Annotated in this window: 18 protein-coding genes; 6 read left to right on the top strand and 12 right to left on the bottom strand. The window is 67.8% G+C overall.

Annotated elements, in window-relative coordinates; translation table 11 throughout:
- Positions 1 to 4: 4 nt before the first annotated feature.
- Entirely contained in the window at positions 5 to 1,312 is a 1,308-nt protein-coding gene (locus DI526_RS19610; protein WP_304281499.1) for a D-alanyl-D-alanine carboxypeptidase, read from the top strand.
- 178 nt (positions 1,313 to 1,490) lie between these two features.
- Here the strand turns inward: DI526_RS19610 and DI526_RS19615 are convergent, their stop codons facing one another.
- The 4 genes from DI526_RS19615 to DI526_RS19630 all read right to left on the bottom strand — a co-directional run bounded on the left by DI526_RS19615 (position 1,491) and on the right by DI526_RS19630 (position 4,211).
- A complete protein-coding gene (locus DI526_RS19615) occupies positions 1,491 to 2,711 on the bottom strand; it encodes a PLP-dependent aminotransferase family protein (RefSeq protein ID WP_304281473.1) in 1,221 nt (406 codons plus the stop codon).
- Positions 2,712 to 2,792: 81 nt separating this feature from the next.
- On the bottom strand, positions 2,793 to 2,852 hold the full coding sequence (locus DI526_RS19620; RefSeq protein WP_106907314.1) for a hypothetical protein: 60 nt from the start codon (positions 2,850 to 2,852) through the stop codon (positions 2,793 to 2,795).
- A gap of 14 nt (positions 2,853 to 2,866) precedes the next feature.
- Positions 2,867 to 3,301 carry a molecular chaperone DnaJ gene (locus DI526_RS19625; protein WP_304281475.1) on the bottom strand — a complete coding sequence of 145 codons (435 nt, stop codon included), beginning with the start codon at positions 3,299 to 3,301 and terminating at the stop codon, positions 2,867 to 2,869.
- Between the two features lie 73 nt (positions 3,302 to 3,374).
- Positions 3,375 to 4,211: a division plane positioning ATPase MipZ gene (locus DI526_RS19630; protein WP_304281477.1), complete on the bottom strand. Its 837-nt coding sequence runs from the start codon at positions 4,209 to 4,211 to the stop codon at positions 3,375 to 3,377.
- A gap of 200 nt (positions 4,212 to 4,411) precedes the next feature.
- On the opposite strand from DI526_RS19630, the gene panC reads away from it, so the two are divergent.
- Positions 4,412 to 5,275: a pantoate--beta-alanine ligase gene (gene panC / locus DI526_RS19635; protein ID WP_304281479.1), complete on the top strand. Its 864-nt coding sequence runs from the start codon at positions 4,412 to 4,414 to the stop codon at positions 5,273 to 5,275.
- 170 nt (positions 5,276 to 5,445) lie between these two features.
- Here the strand turns inward: panC and DI526_RS19640 are convergent, their stop codons facing one another.
- Positions 5,446 to 5,844 (bottom strand): DUF1489 family protein, encoded by a 399-nt coding sequence (locus DI526_RS19640; protein ID WP_304281480.1) that lies wholly within the window; start codon positions 5,842 to 5,844, stop codon positions 5,446 to 5,448.
- A gap of 206 nt (positions 5,845 to 6,050) precedes the next feature.
- Here DI526_RS19640 and DI526_RS19645 point away from each other — a divergent pair, with 206 nt between their 5' ends.
- Positions 6,051 to 6,728 (top strand): type 1 glutamine amidotransferase domain-containing protein, encoded by a 678-nt coding sequence (locus DI526_RS19645; protein WP_304281482.1) that lies wholly within the window; start codon positions 6,051 to 6,053, stop codon positions 6,726 to 6,728.
- 40 nt (positions 6,729 to 6,768) lie between these two features.
- On the opposite strand, the gene DI526_RS19650 is transcribed toward DI526_RS19645, so the two are convergent.
- From DI526_RS19650 to DI526_RS19665, 4 genes are read right to left on the bottom strand one after another with little or no spacing between them, the layout of a single operon-like run.
- The gene (locus DI526_RS19650) at positions 6,769 to 8,727 is read right to left on the bottom strand and encodes an acetyl/propionyl/methylcrotonyl-CoA carboxylase subunit alpha (protein WP_304281483.1); all 1,959 of its coding nucleotides are present in this window, start codon (positions 8,725 to 8,727) and stop codon (positions 6,769 to 6,771) included.
- Between the two features lie 7 nt (positions 8,728 to 8,734).
- Positions 8,735 to 10,042, bottom strand: coding sequence for a DUF3667 domain-containing protein (locus tag DI526_RS19655; protein WP_304281485.1), 1,308 nt, complete (start codon positions 10,040 to 10,042; stop codon positions 8,735 to 8,737).
- Between the two features lie 27 nt (positions 10,043 to 10,069).
- Positions 10,070 to 10,909 carry an enoyl-CoA hydratase-related protein gene (locus DI526_RS19660; protein ID WP_304281487.1) on the bottom strand — a complete coding sequence of 280 codons (840 nt, stop codon included), beginning with the start codon at positions 10,907 to 10,909 and terminating at the stop codon, positions 10,070 to 10,072.
- Between the two features lie 20 nt (positions 10,910 to 10,929).
- Positions 10,930 to 12,522: a carboxyl transferase domain-containing protein gene (locus DI526_RS19665; RefSeq protein ID WP_304281489.1), complete on the bottom strand. Its 1,593-nt coding sequence runs from the start codon at positions 12,520 to 12,522 to the stop codon at positions 10,930 to 10,932.
- A 201-nt stretch (positions 12,523 to 12,723) separates the two neighbouring features.
- On the opposite strand from DI526_RS19665, the gene DI526_RS19670 reads away from it, so the two are divergent.
- The 3 genes from DI526_RS19670 (at position 12,724) to DI526_RS19680 (ending at position 14,999) form a co-directional block, all read left to right on the top strand.
- Positions 12,724 to 14,490, top strand: a complete 1,767-nt coding sequence (locus DI526_RS19670) for a patatin-like phospholipase family protein (protein WP_304281491.1) — start codon at positions 12,724 to 12,726, stop codon at positions 14,488 to 14,490.
- 201 nt (positions 14,491 to 14,691) lie between these two features.
- A complete protein-coding gene (locus DI526_RS19675; protein WP_304281492.1) occupies positions 14,692 to 14,835 on the top strand; it encodes a hypothetical protein in 144 nt (47 codons plus the stop codon).
- Positions 14,836 to 14,912: 77 nt separating this feature from the next.
- Positions 14,913 to 14,999, top strand: coding sequence for a hypothetical protein (locus DI526_RS19680; RefSeq protein WP_304281503.1), 87 nt, complete (start codon positions 14,913 to 14,915; stop codon positions 14,997 to 14,999).
- Positions 15,000 to 15,113: 114 nt separating this feature from the next.
- On the opposite strand, the gene DI526_RS19685 is transcribed toward DI526_RS19680, so the two are convergent.
- From DI526_RS19685 to mgtE, 3 genes are all read right to left on the bottom strand, one after another.
- Positions 15,114 to 16,274 (bottom strand): isovaleryl-CoA dehydrogenase, encoded by a 1,161-nt coding sequence (locus tag DI526_RS19685; protein ID WP_304281505.1) that lies wholly within the window; start codon positions 16,272 to 16,274, stop codon positions 15,114 to 15,116.
- A gap of 82 nt (positions 16,275 to 16,356) precedes the next feature.
- Entirely contained in the window at positions 16,357 to 17,589 is a 1,233-nt protein-coding gene (gene spmX / locus DI526_RS19690) for a lysozyme-family localization factor SpmX (RefSeq protein WP_304281495.1), read from the bottom strand.
- A 95-nt stretch (positions 17,590 to 17,684) separates the two neighbouring features.
- The gene (gene mgtE, locus DI526_RS19695; RefSeq protein ID WP_304281497.1) at positions 17,685 to 19,142 is read right to left on the bottom strand and encodes a magnesium transporter; all 1,458 of its coding nucleotides are present in this window, start codon (positions 19,140 to 19,142) and stop codon (positions 17,685 to 17,687) included.
- Positions 19,143 to 19,368 lie beyond the last annotated feature (226 nt).

Genomic DNA, 19,368 nt, shown 5'->3' on the forward strand with positions numbered 1-19,368 from the left:
CCTCATGTTCGCCAAGCTTACCTCCGCTCGTTCCGTTCTGGCCGCCGCCGGCCTGGCGATCGTGACGCTGTTCGGCGCCTTAGCGCCGACGACCGCGTCAGCCGCCATACCCTATCTGCAGTTGAACGCGTCCGAGCCGAAGTATGCGGCCATCGTGATCGACGCCAATTCAGGCGAGGTCCTCTACGACAAACGGGCTGACAGCCCACGCTATCCCGCCTCGGTGACCAAGCTGATGACGCTGTACCTCACGTTCGAGGCGCTCAGCGAAGGGCGGCTGAAGCTTACCGACCGTGTCGTCATGTCTCCCCGCGCGGCCGCCCAGGCCCCGACCAAGATCGGCCTGCGCCCCGGCGACAGCATGAGCGTCGACGAGGCCATCAAGGCCATGACCGTGAAGTCGGCCAACGACGTCGCCGTGGCCACGGCCGAGCGCCTGGCGGGCAGCGAGTCGCGATTCGCCGCCCTGATGACCCTGCGCGGCCAGGAGCTCGGCATGCGCAACAGCCGCTTCGTGAACGCGTCCGGCCTGCCCGACAGCCGCCAGATCTCGACGGCCCGCGACCTGGCCATCCTGTCGCGCGCCATCATGCGGGACTTCCCGCAGTACTACAGCTACTTCTCGGTGCGCGGCTTCACCTTCCGCGGCAACTATATCAAGGGCCACAACCGCCTGCTGGACAGCATGGAAGGGTTCGACGGCCTGAAGACCGGCTACACCAACGCCTCGGGCTTCAACCTCGCCGGTTCGGCCGTCCGTGACGGTCGCCGCCTGATCGCAGTCGTCCTGGGCGGCCCCTCGACCGCCTGGCGCGACAACAACATGGAAGACCTGCTGCTGACCGGCTTCGACGTGATGAAGCGCCGCGCCAAGGGTGAGCGGACCACGATCGCCGCCAATATCTACGAGGACGACCCCTCGGGCCCGATCCAACGTCCCTCGGTCGAACAGGGCGACGGCGACCAGGCCGGCCTGAAGATCGTGCTGACCGAGAACCCGCACAATCCCGGCCCGATGAAGGTCTCCCCCAGCCTGCGCGCGGCCCAGGCCACGGCCAAGCCGGCCAAGAAGGCGCAAGGCGAATGGAGCGTCCAGGTCGGCGCCTTCAAGTCCAAGTCCCTGGCCAACGACCAGCTGAAGCTGGTGCGCAGCCGCTTCGCCAAGGTGGTCGCCGACGCCGAGGCCGCCGTCGAAGGCGCTGGCGGCACGTTCCGCGCCCAGTTCCAGGGCCTGACCGCCGACGCGGCTCAAAGCGCGTGCTCGGCCCTGAAAGCCAAGCGCGTGCCGTGCATGGTGCTGTCGCCGCGCTAAGCTTAAACCGATCTCCCCGGCGAATGCCGGGGTCCAGACGGACCAAGGGCGCCGCATGGCTTCACGCAGCGCCCTTTCGCATTCACGGCGACCTCCCAGAATGAACCTGGGCCCCGGCAGGAGTTTACGCTCGGGCGCGCTAAGCGCGACCCGTGGCGCCGGGGAGATCGGGATTGGGTTAACCTTCCGCCATCACCCGCCCGATCAATCGCGCCAGGCGCTGGACGCCCTCTTCGATCTGCTCGTCGGTCGGCAGGGAGTAGCTGAGGCGGATGGCGTTGGCACGCTGAACCTCGGCGTAGAACGGCGCGCCGGGCACGAAGGCCACACGCTCCTCGGCGATGGCCCGCGCCAGCAGTTCGGCGCCGTCGATCCCTTCCGGCAGGTCGATCCAGACGAACATGCCGCCTTCCGGATGCGACCAGGTCACGCCCTTGGGCATGGTCTTGTCCAGCGCCGCCAGCATCACCCGCGCCTTGTGGCCATAGGCGCCGCGCAGGCGGTGCAGGTGCTGGTCGTAGCCTTCCGAGACGGCGCGGTGAGCGACCATCTGGTTGATCGTCGAGACGTGCAGGTCCGCGCCCTGCTTGAGCAGGACAAGCTTTTCGATCACCGCCTTGGGCCCACAGACCCAGCCGATGCGCAGCGCGGGCGAGAGGGTCTTGGACAGCGTGCCGAGGAACATGGTCCGGGCGTTGTCGACGCCGCCCGAGCGAGCGATATCCAGCGACAGCAGGGTCGGCGTCGGCTCGCCGATGAAGCGCAGCTCGCGATAGGCCGCGTCCTCGACCAGCGGCCAGTCCAGGCGATCGGCCAGGGCCAGCAGCGCCTGGCGCTCGGCCAGGGTCAGGCTGACACCGGTCGGATTGGCGAAGTCGGGCACGAAGTAGCCGAGCGCGCCGTGGGGCAGATCGACCGCTTCAGGCGCCGCCAGAGCGCCCTCCGGCAGATCGCGATAGGCTGGCTCATAGCCGTTGAAAGCCTGCAGGGCGCCCAGATAGGTCGGCCGGGCCACGACCACAGGATCGCCAGGGCTGATGAACAGCTTGCCGATCAGATCCAGCGCCTGCTGCGAACCGGCGGTCAGCATGATGTTGTGCGGCTCGCAGGGCATGCCGTCGCGGCTCATGCGCTCGGCGATCCACTGGCGCAACGGCAGATAGCCCTCGCTGACCGAGTATTGCAGCGCCTGGCGCGACAGCACGGGATCCGCCAGCACGGCCTGGTAGCCCTTCTGGATCTCCTCGGCCGGGAACAGGCCGGGATCGGGGATGCCGCCGGCGAAGGACAGGATGTCGGGCTGGTCCAGCAGCTTGAGAAGCTCTCGGATCTCGCTGGCGCGGACGCGGGCCATGCGATCGCTGAAGCGCGCGGCCCAGTCGTGGGATTGGTCGGTCATGGGGTGATCAAAAGTCCGAACGGGAAAGACACTGGAATGAGACGCGCGAGGGCGTCCCGCCTGAACAAGGGGTTCAGGGCGTCATACCGAGCAGGTCGGTCCAGAAGAGCGGCGGCGCCAGAAGCGTTCGCGGTTGATCATGTGCCTGTCCTAGCTCAGCCGCGCCGCTTGATCAAACGATCCCGCGCGGCGTTGAGCTGGGCGGCCAGGCCCTGGGTGCCGCCGGCGTCCGGATGAGCCAGGCGGATCAGGCGCGCATAGGCGGCCTTGACCTCCTCCAAGGTCGCCTCGGGGGTGACGCCGAGGATGGCGCGCGCCTCGGACAGGCTGAGTTCTTCCCGAGGCGGATGGACGACCTTGTGGCGGATCAGCGGGCGCCGCCGGGCCTCGGTGACGGTCCACAAGCCCAGCACGCCCAGCACGATCCCCGTGCCCCAGGCCCCGCGGATCGTGGCGTAGCCGGCGAAGGCGAAGGCGACGATCGCCGCCACACCCGCCGCCACCCGCCAGCCGTCGCCCTTCAGGAGGTTCCGGCGGCGCGGCCAGAGCAGGAAGGCCAGGATGGCCGCGCCCAGCAGCAGATAGATCATCACGACTCCAGACACGAAAGCGGGCGGCGAGGTCTCCCCGGCCGCCCGCTCACAGACCCATGTAGCCGCTGGACTATTGCGCCGCCAGCAGCGTCTCGCCGGAATAGGCCGACAGGCCCAGGCTATGCATCAGGGCGCGCAGCTCCTGGCGCGCGGCCAGGTGCTGCAGCGACACCGGCACCGGGCGCACCTGCGGCGACAGGTCGGCGATGGTCAGGCCGAACGGGAACAGCTCGCGATAGATCACGCGATCGCGCAGGCCCGGCCCGATGCGGAAGCCGACCCGCTTGGCCAAGGCCGTCAGGCGATCCTCGAGACGCTTGCGGTTCCGCGCTTCGGTCGTCGCCAGACGGTTGCGGAGCACAACCCAGTCGAGCGCCTGGCGCTGGCCGGACAGGGCGCGCTGCTTGCGCGCCTCCCAGACGGTCAACGAGTAGAGGCTGGGCTTGGTCAGCTCCATGCTGACCGGATCGACATGACCCAGCATGTCGAAGTCGACGAAGCTGTCGTTCATCGGCGTGACGATCAGGTCGGCGCGGCCGTGGGCCAGGCGCGAAACGGCCGTGTCGCCGCCCGGCGTGTCGATCAGCACGAAGTCGCACTCGGCCAAGCCCCGCGCGAAGGCCGCCTCGAAGCCGGCGACCTGCTCCTCGTCCGACTTTTCGGCCAAGGCGATGTCATTGTCGGACAGGCGCAGCGACAGAGGCTCGGGCAGCTCGAGCTTCTTGCTGTCCAGCCAGGCTCGGCGGTTCTCGAAGAACCGCGCGGACGTGCTCTGGCGCAGGTCCAGGTCGATGACCGCGACCTTGGCGCCGCCGTACAGAAGCGCGGTCACGAGATGGACGGCGATGGTCGACTTGCCCGCCCCGCCCTTCTCGTTGCCGACGACGATGACACGCGTTTCGGCCATGAGTTCGATCCCTGATGCGTCGCGACTCGCGCGACCTTGGACTGAAGGTTAACACGATGTTACCGCCGCCTCATGGGGTCAACGGTCTCCATCCACAGACCTAATTGTCGCAGCGGGCTCGACGGCGGATTCCGTTGCGTCGCGGTGGACCTTCGGCCCCGCCAAGGCCATAAGCCCAGCCTGTCCGCGTGGAGGCCGTCATGACCCAACCGACCATCGTCCGCACCGTCGCCCAGATGCGCGAGCATGTGCGCGCCTGGAAGGCCGCCGGCCAGCGCGTGGCCCTGGTTCCAACCATGGGCGCCCTGCATGAGGGTCACCTGTCCCTGATCCGCCTGGCCCAGCAGCACGCCGACCGGGTGATCGCCAGCGTTTTCGTCAATCCCAAGCAGTTCGCCCCGCACGAGGACTTCGACGCCTATCCGCGCGGCGAGGCTGTCGACGCCGAGAAGCTGGCCTCGGTCGGCTGCGACCTGATGTTCGCCCCGAACGCGACCGAAATGTACGCCCCAGGCTTTTCGACCCTGGTGACGGTGTCGGGCGTGTCGGAACCGCTGGAGGGCGCGGCGCGTCCCCAGTTCTTCGGCGGCGTGGCCACGGTCGTCGCCAAGCTGTTCATCCAGTCGCAGGCCGACGTCGCGGTGTTCGGGGAGAAGGATTATCAGCAACTGCAGGTGGTCAAGCGCATGGCCCGAGACCTCGACATCCCGGTCGAGATCATCGGCGCCCCGACGGCGCGCGCGCAAGACGGCTTGGCCCTTTCCTCCCGCAACGCCTACCTGTCGGCCGAAGAGCGCGCCGTGGCCGTCGCCCTGCCGACCGCCATGACGGCGGCGGCCGAGGCGGTGGCGGCGGGCGGCCGCATCGACGACGCCGAGTCGGCCGCCGTCGCGGCCTTGCAGGCCGCCGGCTTCCGTCAGGTGGACTATGTGGAGATCCGCGAGGCCAGCGACCTGTCCCGGCTGGGGCCCGGTCCAATCGGCGAGGCCGAGGGCCGGATCCTGATCGCGGCCTGGCTGGGCGGCACGCGCCTGATCGACAACAGGGCCGTCAGGCGAGCCTGAACACGGCTCAGGTGACGGGGTGCAGAGCGATCAGCAGACCCACGGCGAAACCAATAAGCAGCATGCCCGCACCCAAGACGGCGTAACCGGCCTTCATCGTCATCCCCTGTCTTCCCACGGAGACGAAACACCAGCGCGGGTTGCCATTCAGCTAACGCCGCTCGCTGAAATTACCAGGCGCCCAATTCCCGTAACTGGCGGGCCAATTCGGGCGGCAGGTCGGCGGCCTCGCCTTCCGTCAGGTCGGGCGGCGCATCCTCCGGCGTTAGATAGCGCCAGCCTTGGAAGGCCCGGCGCGGCTGGGGCGCCACGCGAATGATGGTAGGATCGACGGTCACCTCGCACCGGGCCGCCGGGCCCGAACCGACCGTGTCGATCGCTAGGATCTTCTGGCGGCAGAGAATCTGTCCCTTGAACACGCGGTACAGCGAACCGCCGTCCAGGACCTCGTCGATCCGCTTGGGCGTCATGCGGGTATGCATGACCCAGGGATGGCCCTCTTTGTGCCAGGCCAGAAGATCGTCGATCGTGTCGCAGCCGACGACCAGCTTGATGATGTGAAGCGCCATGGCGGCTAGATAGCGCGCCGCGCGGCCAAGGCAATCGCCTGGGCGGCGCCTCAGGAGCCTGAAGCGGCGGTCTTGTTTTGCGACGGAGCGGTCTGGCTTCGCGGGCGTTCCCTCACCAGATAAGGCGCCCACGACGCCGGCGCGTCGTTTCGCGCCGCGCGAAGTCGGCGCGCGTCAGCAAGCCCACGCTCCAAAGGAGAACGCCCGTGAAGATCCTCATGGTCCTCACCTCGCATGATCAACTCGGCGACACCGGCAAGAAGACCGGCTTCTGGCTGGAGGAGTTCGTCGCGCCCTACTACGCTTTCAAGGACGCCGGCGCGGACATCGTGCTGGCCTCGCCCGCCGGCCGACAGCCGCCGCTCGACCCCAAGAGCGACGAACCCGACGCCCAGACCGAGCTGACCCATCGTTTCAAAGCCGACCCCGAGGCTCAGAAGGCGCTGGCGAACACGGTGAAGCTCGAGACGGTCGACGCCGCTGATTTCGACACGGTCTTCTATCCGGGCGGCCACGGCCCGCTGTGGGATCTCGCCGAGTCGCCGGCCTCCATCCAGCTGATCGAGCGCTTCGAGCGTGCCGGCAAGCCGATCGGCTTCGTCTGCCATGCGCCCGCCGCGCTGCGTCACGTCAAGGCGGCCGATGGCGCGCCGCTGGTCCGGGGGCGGAAGGTCACCGGCTTCAGCAATACCGAGGAGGCCGCCGTCCAACTGACCAACGTGGTCCCATTCCTGGTCGAGGACGAGTTCAAGAACCTGGGCGCGACCTATGAGAGAGGCGCCGACTGGGGACCGTTCGTCGTCGTGGACGGCAAGCTGGTCACCGGGCAGAACCCGGCCAGCTCCGAGGACGCCGCCAAGGCGCTGCTGGATCAGCTGCGATAGCGGAAGAGGGCCAGGCGGGTTGCGGCCTGGCCTTTCCCGTTCAGGCGCCTTCCAGCCGCGCCAGCACAACACCCTCGCTGACCTGGCCGCCGGCTGAGGCCGAGAGCTCGGCCACGACGCCGTCGAACGGCGCGACCAGGGCGTGCTCCATCTTCATGGCCTCCAGGGTCAGCAGGGTCTGACCCTTGCTGACGCTCTGGCCGGCCGCCACGGCGACGGAGACGATCTTGCCCGGCATCGGCGACAGGATCGCGCCGTCGGAGGCGCCGCCTTCACCCAGGCCGCCCACCTGCGCTTCGAAGTCGAACGCCTGGACGTCGCCACCTTCGAACACGTGGATCGGTCCCTTGCCGTAGGTCGTCGGCAGGCGGGCGACCTCTTCGAAGGTCCGGCCATCGGCGTGGCGGATGTCCCACGACCAGTCCTCGGTCCCGCCGCCCAGCAGCGCCACCCGCAACGGCGTCGGCTTGCCGTCCATCGCCATCGGCAGGGTCATGCTCGCGCGGTCGGCGTTCATTCGGAAACCGAGCAGCTTGGACGGCGCGCTTTCCCACGGATCGGGCCGCGCCTCGGCCTCCAGGAAGCTGTCGAGCCGCCAACCGATCGCCGCCATGGCCGGCTCGTCGCTGAAGGTCCGCTCGGTCAGTTCCTCAAGCCGCGCCTCGATGAAGCCGGTGTCGACCGCGCCGTCCACGAAGTCCGGATGGCTCGCGCACTTGGCCAGGAACGCGGCGTTGGTCTTGACCGGCCACACCTCGACCAGGGCGCAGGCCTCGGCCAAGCGCTGGGCGGCGTCCTCGCGATCGGCGCCGTGGGCGATCAGCTTGGCGATCATCGGGTCGTAGAAGGCCGTGACCTCGCCGCCCTCCTCCACCGCGCTGTCGACGCGAACGTCGCCCTCGGGCAGGCGGAAGTGCTTCAGCTTGCCGGTGGACGGCAGGAAGCCGGTGGCCGGGTTCTCGGCGTAGAGGCGCGCCTCCATGGCCCAGCCGTCGAGGGTGATCTCGTCCTGCTCCAGCGGCAGGCGCTCGCCGGCGGCCACGCGCAGCTGCCATTCGACGAGATCCTGGCCGGTGACCATCTCGGTCACGGGATGTTCGACCTGAAGGCGGGTGTTCATCTCCATGAACCAGATGCGGTCTGCGCGCAGGCCCTCGCTGGCGTCGGCGATGAACTCCACCGTGCCGGCGCCGACATAGCCGACCGCCTGGGCGGCCTTCACGGCGGCGGCGCAGACAGCCTCGCGCGTGGCTTCATCCATGCCCGGCGCGGGCGCTTCCTCGATCACCTTCTGGTGGCGGCGCTGCAGCGAGCAGTCGCGCTCGAACAGGTGGACGACATTGCCGTGGCTGTCGCCAAACACCTGCACCTCGATATGGCGCGGACGGGTGACATACTTCTCCAGCAGCACCCGGTCGTCGCCGAACGCGGCCGAGGCTTCACGGCGGCACGAGCCCAGCGCCGCCTCGAAGTCTTCGGCCCGCTCGACCTTGCGCATCCCCTTGCCGCCGCCGCCGGCCACGGCCTTGATCAGCACCGGATAGCCGATCTTGCCCGCTTCGGTCGCGAGACGCTCGACCGACTGGTCCTCGCCCTGGTAGCCGGGCGTGGTGGGCACGCCCGCCTTGATCATCACCGCCTTGGCGGCGTCCTTCAGGCCCATGGCGCGGATCGCGGACGGCGGCGGGCCGATCCAGGTGAGACCCGCGTCGATCACGCTCTGGGCGAAGTCGGCGTTTTCCGACAGGAAGCCGTAGCCGGGGTGGATCGCGTCCGCCCCCATCTGCTTGGCCGCCGCCAGGATCTTCTTCGGGTCGAGATAGCTGTCCTTGGCCGGCGCGGGTCCTATGAGGATGGCGGCGTCGGCCTCCATGACGAACGGCGCGTCGGCGTCGGCTTCCGAATAGACGGCGATCGTCCGCACGCCCAGCTCCCGGGCGGTGCGGATGATGCGGCGGGCGATCTCCCCGCGGTTGGCGATCAGGACGGAATCGATCAAGCGGGACCTACATCTGTGACAGGGTGAACAGCATCAGCGCGGTGACCAGCAGCGCGAAAGCGAAGACGCTCATGAACCAGACGACCAGCGTCTTGAAGACCGCCCCGACGATGGTCGAGCCGTACCCCCCGCGCAGGGTCTGGAACAGGTTGATCGGCGTCCAGAAGGTGATGATGGCGAGCCAGGGCCCGACCAGGCTCTTGGGCATCACCATCGCGATGGCGTTGGTCAGGAACGCGAACGACAACAGGTTCGTCGCCACCAGCAGGTGGTCGTAGATGTAGAACTGGCGACGGTTCACATAGACCAGAGCCAGGCTGAGGCCGATGATCGGCAGCAGCAGCACGGCCAGGCGGTGGGCCCAGCCGAACATCACGACCATGTAGTATTCTGGATTGGCGAACGCCTTGGCGAGCCCTTCCTTGAACCAATTGGCGACGCCATGGCCGTTGGAAGACTCGCCGAGGTTGATATGGGTCGTCACCTCTTTCTGGGCGGCGTCAGGCGTGACCACGTTGAAGTGCTGGCCGCCGATATTGGCCTCGCCGATCTTCCGGCTATTTCCGTCTAGCTTGTCCAGATCCTGCAGCTCCAGCCCGCGGATCTGGTTTGCGACGTCCTCGCCGCGCTTCTCGATCTTGGCCTTGGCTTCGGCGGCCGCGTTCGGATTCTTTTCCAGGGCGTCGGCCTCGGCGACGCTGGCGGCGTACTTGTCCCGGGCCGTCTTGACCTGGGCGTCGTAATCAGCCGCGACCTTGGCCTTGTCGGCGCCCGCCTCCTTGAGCGCTTCGTCACGCGCCTCGCCGGCGTCCCTCAGCCGGCTGTCGCGGTTTTCGACGGCTTCCTTGCGCATCTCGTCCGCCTTGGCCTTACGGCCGGCGGGCGTGGCCAGGGCGGCGACCTCCCTCTCCTCTTTCAGCTCCATCTCGTGACGAATATTGTGCAGCGCGTGCTCGGCCGCGAAGATGAACAGCAGCAGGGCGACCAGGAAGGTGCGGAACGGCGGCACGTGCCGCGCGACGCGGCCTTCCATGTAGTCCTTGGCCAGCTTGCCCGGCTTGAAGAACAGCAGCGGCAGGGTGTTGGCCAGGCGGCCATCGAGGTGGAACATCCCCTCAATGGCCTCCCAGATCAGGTGCAGGATCGATCGATGGTGCGTGTCGGCGTTCTGGCCGCAGCTGTAGCACCACCAACCCTCCAGCGGCGTGCCACAGTTCTTGCAGGGCTCGCCCTGGTGGGTGAACGGCTTCTTCTTCGCGCGGACGAAGCTCCCCAGCGAGTCCGCCGCCGCCGTTTCCATTTCCGGAGCCGTCATCGTTCCACCTGAACCCTGAAGTTGAGTCTATTCAGCCCAGGCGGGTTTACGACGGGCGAGGAAGGCGCGCACGCCCTCTTGTCCTTCCTCGGACACGCGGCGACGCGCAATCCGGCGGGCGGTCTCCTCGACGACGCCCCTGTCGAGTTTCTGACCAGCGAAGTCGTTGACCAAAGCCTTGGCGTCGCCGATCGCGCCGGGCGCGCAGGGAACCATCTCCTCGATCAGAGCGTCGCGCGCGGCGTCCAGCCCCGCCACGTCGTCGAACACCTCGTCCACCAGGCCGTAGCTCCAGGCCGCATCGGCGTCGAACACGCGGGCGGTGGCGAACAGCAGCTTGGCGGTGCGCGGCCCGAGGGCGGCGATCACGTACGGGCTGATGGTCGCCGGGGTGAGACCCAGCTTGACCTCCGAGAAAGAGAACTGCGCGTTCGCCGCGGCCAGAGCGTGGTCGCAGGCGGCCACGAGACCCGCGCCGCCGCCATAGGCCGCGCCCTCCACCAGGGCGACGGTCAGGGCCGGGATGTCGTGCAGGGCCTTGAGCATGTGGGCCAGTTCGAGCGCGTCCTCGCGATTATCGTCCTCGTCCCACTCGACCGCGTCGGCCATCCAGGAGAGGTCCGCGCCGGCGCTGAACGTCCCGCCGACGCCGCGCAGGAAAACCACCCGCACGCCCTCGGCCCCGTGCAGGGTCTCGAAGGTCTGGCGCAGGGCCGCGATCGTCGCCGCGTCGAAGGCGTTCTTCTTTTCAGGGCGATTGATCCAGACGGTGACCGCGCCCTCGGGCGTGCTCTCCATGTGGACCAGCGGGCTCATCGCGTCGGTGTCGGGGACCTCGACGATGGGATCGGCGATGGGGTTGGTCATGGGGCTACTCCTTTGGGACGCTACATCCGGAAAACGCCGAACGTCGTCTCCGGGATAGGGGCGTTGAGACTGGCCGAGATTGCAAGTCCCAGAACGTCCCGCGTTTGAGCGGGGTCAATGATCCCGTCGTCCCACAGCCGCGCCGTGGCGTGGTAGGGATTGCCCTCATCCTCGTAGCGCTGGCGGATCGGCGCCTTGAACGCCTCGGTCTCTTCGGGCGTCCACTTGGCCGCGTCGCGGTGGACGGTGGCCAGGACGCTGGCGGCCTGCTCGCCACCCATCACCGAGATCCGGCTGTTGGGCCAGGTGAACAGGAAACGCGGGGAATAGGCCCGTCCGCACATGCCGTAGTTGCCGGCCCCGAAGCTGCCGCCGATCAGCACGGTGAACTTCGGAACCTCGGCCGAGGCGACTGCGGTGACGAGCTTGGCGCCATCCTTGGCGATGCCCCCGGCCTCGTACTTGCCGCCGACCATGAAGCCCGAGATGTTTTGCAGGAACACCAGCGGGATCTTCCGCTTGCAGGCCAGCTCGATGAAGTGAGCGCCTTTCAGCGCGCTCTCGGAGAAGAGCACGCCGTTATTGGCGAGGATCGCCACCGGCTGCCCCCAGATGCGGGCGAAGCCGCAGACCAGGGTCGTCCCATACAGCGCCTTGAACTCGTCGAACCTGGAGCCGTCGACGATGCGGGCGATGACCTCGCGGACGTCGTAGGGCGCGCGGACATCCGTCGGCACGATCCCGTAGAGCTCCTCGGGGTCGTAGAGCGGCGCCTCGACCTCGGCCAGCACCAGCGGTTCAGGCTTGGTGGTGTTCAGGTTGGCGACGATCGAACGGACGATCTCCAGCGCATGCTCGTCGTTCTCGGCGACGTGGTCGACCACGCCCGAGCGGCGGCCGTGCGTCTCGGCGCCGCCCAGTTCCTCGGCCGAAATCACTTCGCCGGTCGCGGCCTTTACCAGAGGCGGCCCGGCCAGGAAGATGGTGCCCTGGTTGCGGACAATGACGGTCTCGTCGCTCATCGCCGGCACATAGGCGCCGCCGGCCGTGCACGAGCCCATGACGCAGGCGATCTGGGGGATGCCCGCCGCGCTCATCCGCGCCTGGTTGAAGAAGATGCGGCCGAAGTGGTCGCGGTCCGGGAAGACCTCGGCCTGGTGCGGCAGGTTCGCGCCGCCGCTATCGACCAGATAGACGCACGGCAGGCGGTTCTGCTGCGCGATCTCCTGGGCGCGCAGGTGCTTCTTCACCGTCATCGGGAAGTAGGCGCCGCCCTTCACCGTGGCGTCGTTGGCGACGATCATCACCTCGCGGCCGGACACCCGGCCGACGCCGCAGATGATCCCCGCCCCCGGGGCCTCGCCGCCATAGAGGTCGCAGGCGGCCAGCTGGCCGATCTCCAGGAACGGCGAGCCCGGATCCAGCAGCCGCTCGACGCGCTCGCGGGGCAGAAGTTTGCCGCGCGCGGCGTGACGTTCGCGGGCGCTCTCCGGACCGCCCAGGGCCGCCTCGGCCACCTTGGCGCGGAGTTCGGCGACCAGGGCGCGGTTGTGCGCGGCGTTGCGGGCGAAGGCGTCGTTGGACGCGTCGATAACGGAGTTCAACTTCGGCATGACCGACGCTTAGCCTTTTCCACCCATCCCCGGAAGCCGGAGTTTTTTGGACCCTGAAGCCGAAGATTCAGAGCCAAAACCGTTCTTAGACGATTTAGCTTCCAGAGCAATGATTGCGCCCGAACGCGCGGCGAGGGTCAAGCCTGCCGATGACGCGCGGGGCGTTTACAGCCTCGCCCCGCCAGCACTACCGTCCGCGCCGTGGAAACGCCCCTGCCCGATGACTCGGCCCTAGCGCGCCTGTTCGCCCGCGAGCGGCGAAACGGGACGGCGGCGTGGTTTTCGCTGCCGGGCGGCGCGACCTTGTTCGAGGCCGGAGAACCGGCCGAACAGCTCTACTTCCTGAAGACCGGACGGCTGGGGGCCTTCCGCCGCGAGGATGGCCAGGAACCGCAGTTCCTGGGCCTCATCCGTCCCGGCGAGCCCGCCGGCGAGATGGCGATGATCGGCGACACGGCCCATTCGGCCGCCATGGTCGCCTTGCGCGACAGCGAGATGCTGGCCCTGCCCCGCGATGTGTTCTTCGAGGCGGCCGAGGAGGATCCCAGCGTGCTGCTGGAGCTTTCGCGGCTGATGATCAACCGGGCGCGGCAGGCGCGCAGCCAGCCGGTGGCCGGCGATCCCTCGGTGTTCGGCTTCATCGCCGTCGAGCCCGGCGCGCCGATCCGGCCGGTCGTCGAGCGGCTGGGCCGCTGTATCGAGAACCTCGGCTACACCGTCACGGTCGAGGGCGGCGAGGCGCTGCTGGCCCCGACCGAGTGGTTCGGCAATGTCGAGCTTAGCCACGACTTCGTCCTCTATGTCGCCGAGGCGGACGAGACGGCCTGGAAGCACGTGGTCGGACGGCAGGTGGACCGGCTTTTCCGGGTGGGCCGCGGCGACCGGCCGCCACCGACGACGATACCCAGCTATGCGTCCGGCCCGCTGCAGGCCCAGCGGCTGGTCGACCTGATCCTGCTGCAATCGGCCACCCTGGAACGGCCCAGCGGCTCGGAAGCCTGGGTGGCCGCCACCCAGCCCGCTCGCCTGTTCCATCTGCGCGAGAACGGCGTCGCCGACCTTCAGCGCCTGGCGCGGGTGATGACGGGCCAATCCGTGGGCCTGGTGCTGTCTGGCGGCGGAGCGCGGGCCTACGCCCATATCGGCGCGATCCAGGCGATGCGCGAGCGAGCGATCCCGATCGACTTCGTCGGCGGCGCCTCGATGGGCGCGATCATCGCCGCGGGCCTGGCCATGGGCTGGGACGACGGCGAGATGGAGCATCGCATCCAGAAGGCGTTCGTCGATTCCAGTCCGCTGGACGACATCGCCTTCCCGATGATCGCCATGACCCGCGGCGAAAAGGTCAAGGCGCGGCTCGAGGAGCATTTCGGCGGGGTCGAGATCAGCGATCTGTGGCTGCCATTTTTCTGCGTTTCGTCAAATTTGACCTCGGGCGCGTACCAGCTGCATCGCGCGGGGTCGCTGCAGACGGCGCTCAGGGCCTCGATCTCGCTTCCCGGGGTCATGCCACCGGCCACCGAGACCGGCGCGGTGCTGGTGGACGGGGCTGTGATGAAGAACTTTCCCGCCGACGTCATGCGCGCCCTCCAGCCGGGCCCAATCGTCGGCGTCGACGTCACCCGCGGCCGCAGCATCACGCCCGACGATCTGGTTACGCCCCCCTCGCTCTGGAACTGGATCACTTCGGGGGAATGGCGGCGAGGTCCGCCGATCGTCGCGCTTCTGATGCGGGCGGCGACGGTGACCACGGGGCGCGACCTGACGGCCGCCCGCGAGGCGACCGACGTGTTGATCACGCCAAAGCTGGAGGGGGTGGATATCCGCGACTGGCGGGCCTTCGAGCCGGCGGTCAAGGCCGGGCGGGTCGCCGCGAGTCTAGCTGTGGACACCCTGCGCCAGCCGGTGACGACCCTGCGCCGCCGCCCCAGCCTGCGCGAGCGGCCAAGCAGCTCGACGCGAAGCTGAACGCTGTTTTTTACACCCCTGTTCAAAATGCCCAGATTTAGGGCGCCCAAACGGCGCTCTATACCTGCGACATGCGACAATCGGACGCCGTGCAACTTCGATCATTGTGAAGAATTCTTCTCAAAGGCGAAAATTCGTCATAGGGTTCGATTCAGGCCTCCAGGAGAGGGGCTTCAGGGAAGGAAGTCACGCGGAATGGTTATGCGCATTGATCTCGCGCCCAGCGGCGCCCCGGTCCCCGCCCACAACGCACGGCGGGTCGATCTCATTCGTTCTCTCGCGGTCGGCGGCTCGATGGCGATCTGGCTCGTGATCCTTTTGGGCCTGCGCCTGATCGCGGTCTGACCGCGACGTCCCGTCACACCGGACACCCCTTTTCTGGACGCTCGGAAGGGCCATATCCTTCCTGTGTTGTTCAACTACTGAAAGGAGGTGATCCAGTGTCTCATTGTCTCCAACCGCGGTCGCAAAGCGTGACCTGGAGCCGCAAGAGCGAGGTCTCCGCCTAAGGCGTTGAGCGCCAGAGGTTTCAAGTCACACGCTGCGCGAGCGGCTACGACGATGGAAGGGCCGTCCCAGCCGGGACGGCCCTTTTTCATGGCTGCCGTCTTGGCAAGTTTGGCTCAGGCGCCGATCAGCTCACGGCCGATCAGGAAACGGCGGATCTCGTTGGTGCCCGCGCCGATGTCGTAGAGCTTGGCGTCGCGCAGCAGGCGCTCGACCGGCCATTCCTTGGTGTAGCCCGCGCCGCCCAGGGCCTGGATCGCCTCGAGCGCCACCTTCACCGCGTTCTCGGACGCCATCAGGATCGCGCCGGCCGCGTCAAAGCGCGTGGTCTTGCCCGCGTCGCAAGCCCGGGCCACGGCGTAGACATAGGCCCGCGCCGAATTCAGGGCCACGTACATGTCGGCGATCTTGCCCTGCATCAGCTGGAAGCCGCCGATCGGCTGGCCGAACTGCTTGCGGTCGCGGACATAGGGCAGGACGATGTCGAGGCAGGCCTGCATGATGCCCAGCGGGCCAGCCGCCAGCACGGCGCGCTCGTAGTCGAGGCCGCTCATCAACACCCCGACGCCCCCGCCGACCGGGCCCATCACGTTTTCTTCCGGGATTTCGCAGTCGTCGAACACCAGCTCGGCGGTGTCGCTGCCGCGCATGCCCATCTTCTCCAGCTTCTTGGAGACGCTGAAGCCCCTCATGCCCTTCTCGACGAGGAAGGCCGTGATCCCGCGACTCCCCTCGCCTGTCTTGGCGTAGACGACCAGGGTGTCGGCGTGCGGGGCGTTGGTGATCCAGAACTTCGTGCCGTTCAGGACATAGCGGTCGCCGCGCTGGTCGGCGCGCAACTTCATCGACACGACGTCGGAGCCCGCCCCCGCCTCGCTCATGGCCAGGGAGCCGACATGCTCGCCGCTGATCAGCTTGGGCAGGTATCGGCGCTTCTGCTCGGGCGTGCCCCAGCGGCGGATCTGGTTGACGCAGAGGTTGGAGTGCGCGCCGTACGACAGGCCCACCGAGGCCGAGGCGCGGGAGACCTCCTCCATCGCCACCACGTGCTCGAGATAGCCGAGGCTCAGGCCGCCAAACTCTTCCTCGACCGTGATCCCGTGCAGGCCCAGGTCGCCCATCGGAACCCAGAGCGCGCGTGGGAAGGTGTTGGTCTCGTCGATCTCGGCGGCCAGAGGCGCGATGCGGTCGGCGGCGAAGCGGGCGGTCGTCTCGCGGATGGCGTCGGCGGTCTCGCCCAGAGCGAAGTCCATCGTGGGTGCGAAATTCGTCATGATAGTCCTCCCATAGCACGAACGCCCGCGGATCAACGAGACCCGCGGGCGTTCTTGCTCGGCTTCCCTTGAGTAAGGAAAGTTCTTATTCGCCCGCCCTATCTGGCCCGGCCAGTCGGCGCAACAGAAGATACGCCGAAACCACGAAGCAGATTGCGCCGATCATGCTGGCGCCGTAGCCGAACAGCCTGACCTGATCGGCGGCGTCTGACGCCACGGTCAGGATCCAGAGGACGCCGCCGCCGAACAGCGAAAGGCCCAGCAGGCCCAGGACGATCAGCAGGCTCGCGCCGCCCTTCGAGCGCGGCGGCTTGTAGCGACCGCCGGCGATGCTGCTGGCGGGCGACAGCTCCGCCGTCGCGCTGGTCGAGAAGCCGTCCAGATTGAAGGCCGAGCCGCTATCGGGCGCACCAAACAGAGTCGGCTCATTGGCGGCCGGCGCCAGGTCGACCGCGGCCGGCCTCTCCGCAGCCTGCGGCGACGGGCGGAAGGGCGTCAGCTCGACCGGCGGCTCCGGGAACAGTACAGGGCCCGACGAAGCGCCAGTCGCCTTCTGCGCTTGCGGCGCGGGGGGCTCAGGCAGGCCCAGATCCGGCTGCGACTTGCTCGGCGTCGCCTCGGCCTCGGCCAGGATGGCTTCCAGGCGAGCGCTGACGGCGGCCGCCGACTGTTCCGTCGCGGTCGGCCTGTCCTCTTCCGGGACAACGATGCTGAACGGAAGGTCGCCCTCGCGATGGGCTACGACGCGGTCGCCGTCGGTGCGGGTGCTGACCGTCGCGGGCGTCTGCTTGGGAATGGCGTTGCTGGCGTCGTAGTCGATCTTGGGCCGCAGGATCGAGCTGGGCGCGGGCACCCACTCGCCATTGGCCGGCGTCAGGAACAGCGTCTTCTCGGCCGAGCGCCGGCGGACCAGGGCGTCGATGACGATGCGCTCGCCTTCGAAATCGGCCTTCCGCCACATCTCCATCGCGCAGGCGGCCTGCAGCAGCGAGCCCTCGTTGATCCGGCGCAGCACGCCCGAGCGCACGAAATTCTCCAGGCCGATATTGAAGGCGAAGCAGACCAGGGCGTCGAATTGGTTCTGGGTCAGGGGCGTGTAGGTGTGCTCGTTGACCGAGTGCGCCACAGAGATCAGGTCGTACAGCAGCAGGGCCTCGGCGTCCTTTTCCGAGACAGTCGCGCCCGGACGCGCGGTCAGCGTATGGCCATAGCCGATGGTCCAGCGTCCGTCGGGAAGCTGGGCGGACGTCTGACGGTAGCCTTCGAATCTCTTGATGAGATCGACGGCGGCGCGGGAGACCTGATGACGCGGTTTCATCGCCTAGTTTGACCCAAATTGAGACAGACGCGGGTGCGCTAGCCTGTCTTGGCGCAAGGTCCGCGCCAGTTTTCGCTGTCTAGGCGATCAACGTCTCATTGCATCAGCAGCGCCGCGATCAGCAGCACCGCGAAGAAGCCCATGAAATCGGTCAGGAAGGTGACGAAGATCGAGGACGACACCGCTGGATCGCGCCCCATCTTCTCCAAGGCCAGAGGCGCCAGGATGCCGCCCAGGGCGGCCGTGAAGATGTTGGCGATCAGCGCCGCGCCCACCGTGATGGCCAGCTTGGCGTTGTGATAGAAGAAGAACGTCGCCATGCCCATGACCACTGCAAGGCAGATGCCGTTGGTCAGGCCCACCAGCACTTCCCGGACGATGATCCGGCGCGCGTTCGCGGCGGTCAGCTCCTTGCTGGCCAGGGCGCGGACGGCCACGGCCAGGGTCTGGGTGCCGGCGTTGCCGCCCAGCGACGAAACAATCGGCATCAGCACCGCCAGGGCCACCAGCTTGGCGATCTGGTCCTGGAAGATGGCGATGGCCGACACCGCGATCGTCTCGGTGACCAGGTTCAGCAGCAGCCAGGGCAGCCGCGAGCGGACGATCTCCTGGACGCTCGCGTCACGGCCGGCGTCGGACACGCCGGCCAGGGCCAGGATGTCTTCCTGCGCTTCGTCGCGGATAACCTCGACGATGTCGTCGACGGTGATCTGGCCAACCAGCCGCCCGCCCGGCTCGATCACCGGCGCGCTGATCAGGTGGTACTTGTCGAAGATGTAGGCGACCTCCTCCTGGTCCATGTCGACCGGGATTTCGGTGACGGCCTCCATCAGCTCGGCCAGCGGCGTCTCGCGGCGGCTGCGCAGCAGGATGCTGATCGGGATCGCGCCGACGGGCTTGTAGGTCGGGTCGACCACATAGACGTCGAAGAACAGCTCGGGCAGCGAGTCGCCCGCCTCGCGGACGTGGTCGATCGTCTGGCCGACGGTCCAGAACTCCGGCGCGGCCAGGAATTCCCGCTGCATCAGGCGGCCGGCGGTCTCGTCCTCGTAGGACAGCGTCGTCTCGATCGCGGCGCGGTCGGTCTCGCCCATGGCCGCCAGCACCTGGAAGCGCTTGGTGTCGTCGAGGTCATCGATGACGTCGGCGGCGTCGTCGGTGTCCAGCTCCTCCAGCGCGCGGGCCAGGGTCACAGACGGCGTGGCCTCCAGCACCTCCTCGCGGATATTGTCCTCAAGCTCGGAGATGATTTCGCCCAGCGCCTCGGGATCCAGGAGCGGAATCACCTCCTCGCGGTAGTCGGCCGTCAGGAAGCCCATCAGGTCGGCCACGTCGGCCGGGTCCAGAGCGCCGACCAGCTCACGCAGACGCTTGGCGTCGCCGCTGTCGGCGGCGTCGATCACCATTTCGACGTATTCGGGATTGAGAGCGTAGTCCTCGCCAAGCGCGAGGTCTTCCAGCTCTTCTGGAGTCTCGGACTTCGGGAGTGGAATTTGGGCCATCGGGATGTCGTCCAGCACCTCGTCGGTCAGTTCGGCGGTGTCCCGGGTCATGGGGGCCTCCTGAGCTCTAGGCTGCTGGGTTCGTTGGCGCTGCGTCCGATTGATAGGACCCTGAGGCGAAATCAGGGCCAGAAACGATTAGAGCGCCCCTTGCGAGTCGGAAACCGATTTCGCCGGAGCGCTCTATTCATGTTCACCTTGGTGCGGTCGAGAAGACTCGAACTTCCACGGGTTGCCCCACAGCGACCTCAACGCTGCGCGTCTACCAATTCCGCCA

The organism is Caulobacter segnis (assembly GCF_003243465.1).
Lineage (GTDB): Bacteria > Pseudomonadota > Alphaproteobacteria > Caulobacterales > Caulobacteraceae > Caulobacter > Caulobacter segnis_A.

Coding starts and splice junctions, on each gene's coding strand:
- mgtE (WP_304281497.1), bottom strand. CDS start 19,142: ATGACCCGGGACACCGCCGAACTGACCGACGAGGTGCTGGACGACATC.
- spmX (WP_304281495.1), bottom strand. CDS start 17,589: ATGAAACCGCGTCATCAGGTCTCCCGCGCCGCCGTCGATCTCATCAAG.
- DI526_RS19610 (WP_304281499.1), top strand. CDS start 5: ATGTTCGCCAAGCTTACCTCCGCTCGTTCCGTTCTGGCCGCCGCCGGC.
- panC (WP_304281479.1), top strand. CDS start 4,412: ATGACCCAACCGACCATCGTCCGCACCGTCGCCCAGATGCGCGAGCAT.
- DI526_RS19625 (WP_304281475.1), bottom strand. CDS start 3,301: ATGATCTATCTGCTGCTGGGCGCGGCCATCCTGGCCTTCCTGCTCTGG.
- DI526_RS19630 (WP_304281477.1), bottom strand. CDS start 4,211: ATGGCCGAAACGCGTGTCATCGTCGTCGGCAACGAGAAGGGCGGGGCG.
- DI526_RS19665 (WP_304281489.1), bottom strand. CDS start 12,522: ATGCCGAAGTTGAACTCCGTTATCGACGCGTCCAACGACGCCTTCGCC.
- DI526_RS19660 (WP_304281487.1), bottom strand. CDS start 10,909: ATGACCAACCCCATCGCCGATCCCATCGTCGAGGTCCCCGACACCGAC.
- DI526_RS19640 (WP_304281480.1), bottom strand. CDS start 5,844: ATGGCGCTTCACATCATCAAGCTGGTCGTCGGCTGCGACACGATCGAC.
- DI526_RS19655 (WP_304281485.1), bottom strand. CDS start 10,042: ATGACGGCTCCGGAAATGGAAACGGCGGCGGCGGACTCGCTGGGGAGC.
- DI526_RS19615 (WP_304281473.1), bottom strand. CDS start 2,711: ATGACCGACCAATCCCACGACTGGGCCGCGCGCTTCAGCGATCGCATG.
- DI526_RS19675 (WP_304281492.1), top strand. CDS start 14,692: ATGCGCATTGATCTCGCGCCCAGCGGCGCCCCGGTCCCCGCCCACAAC.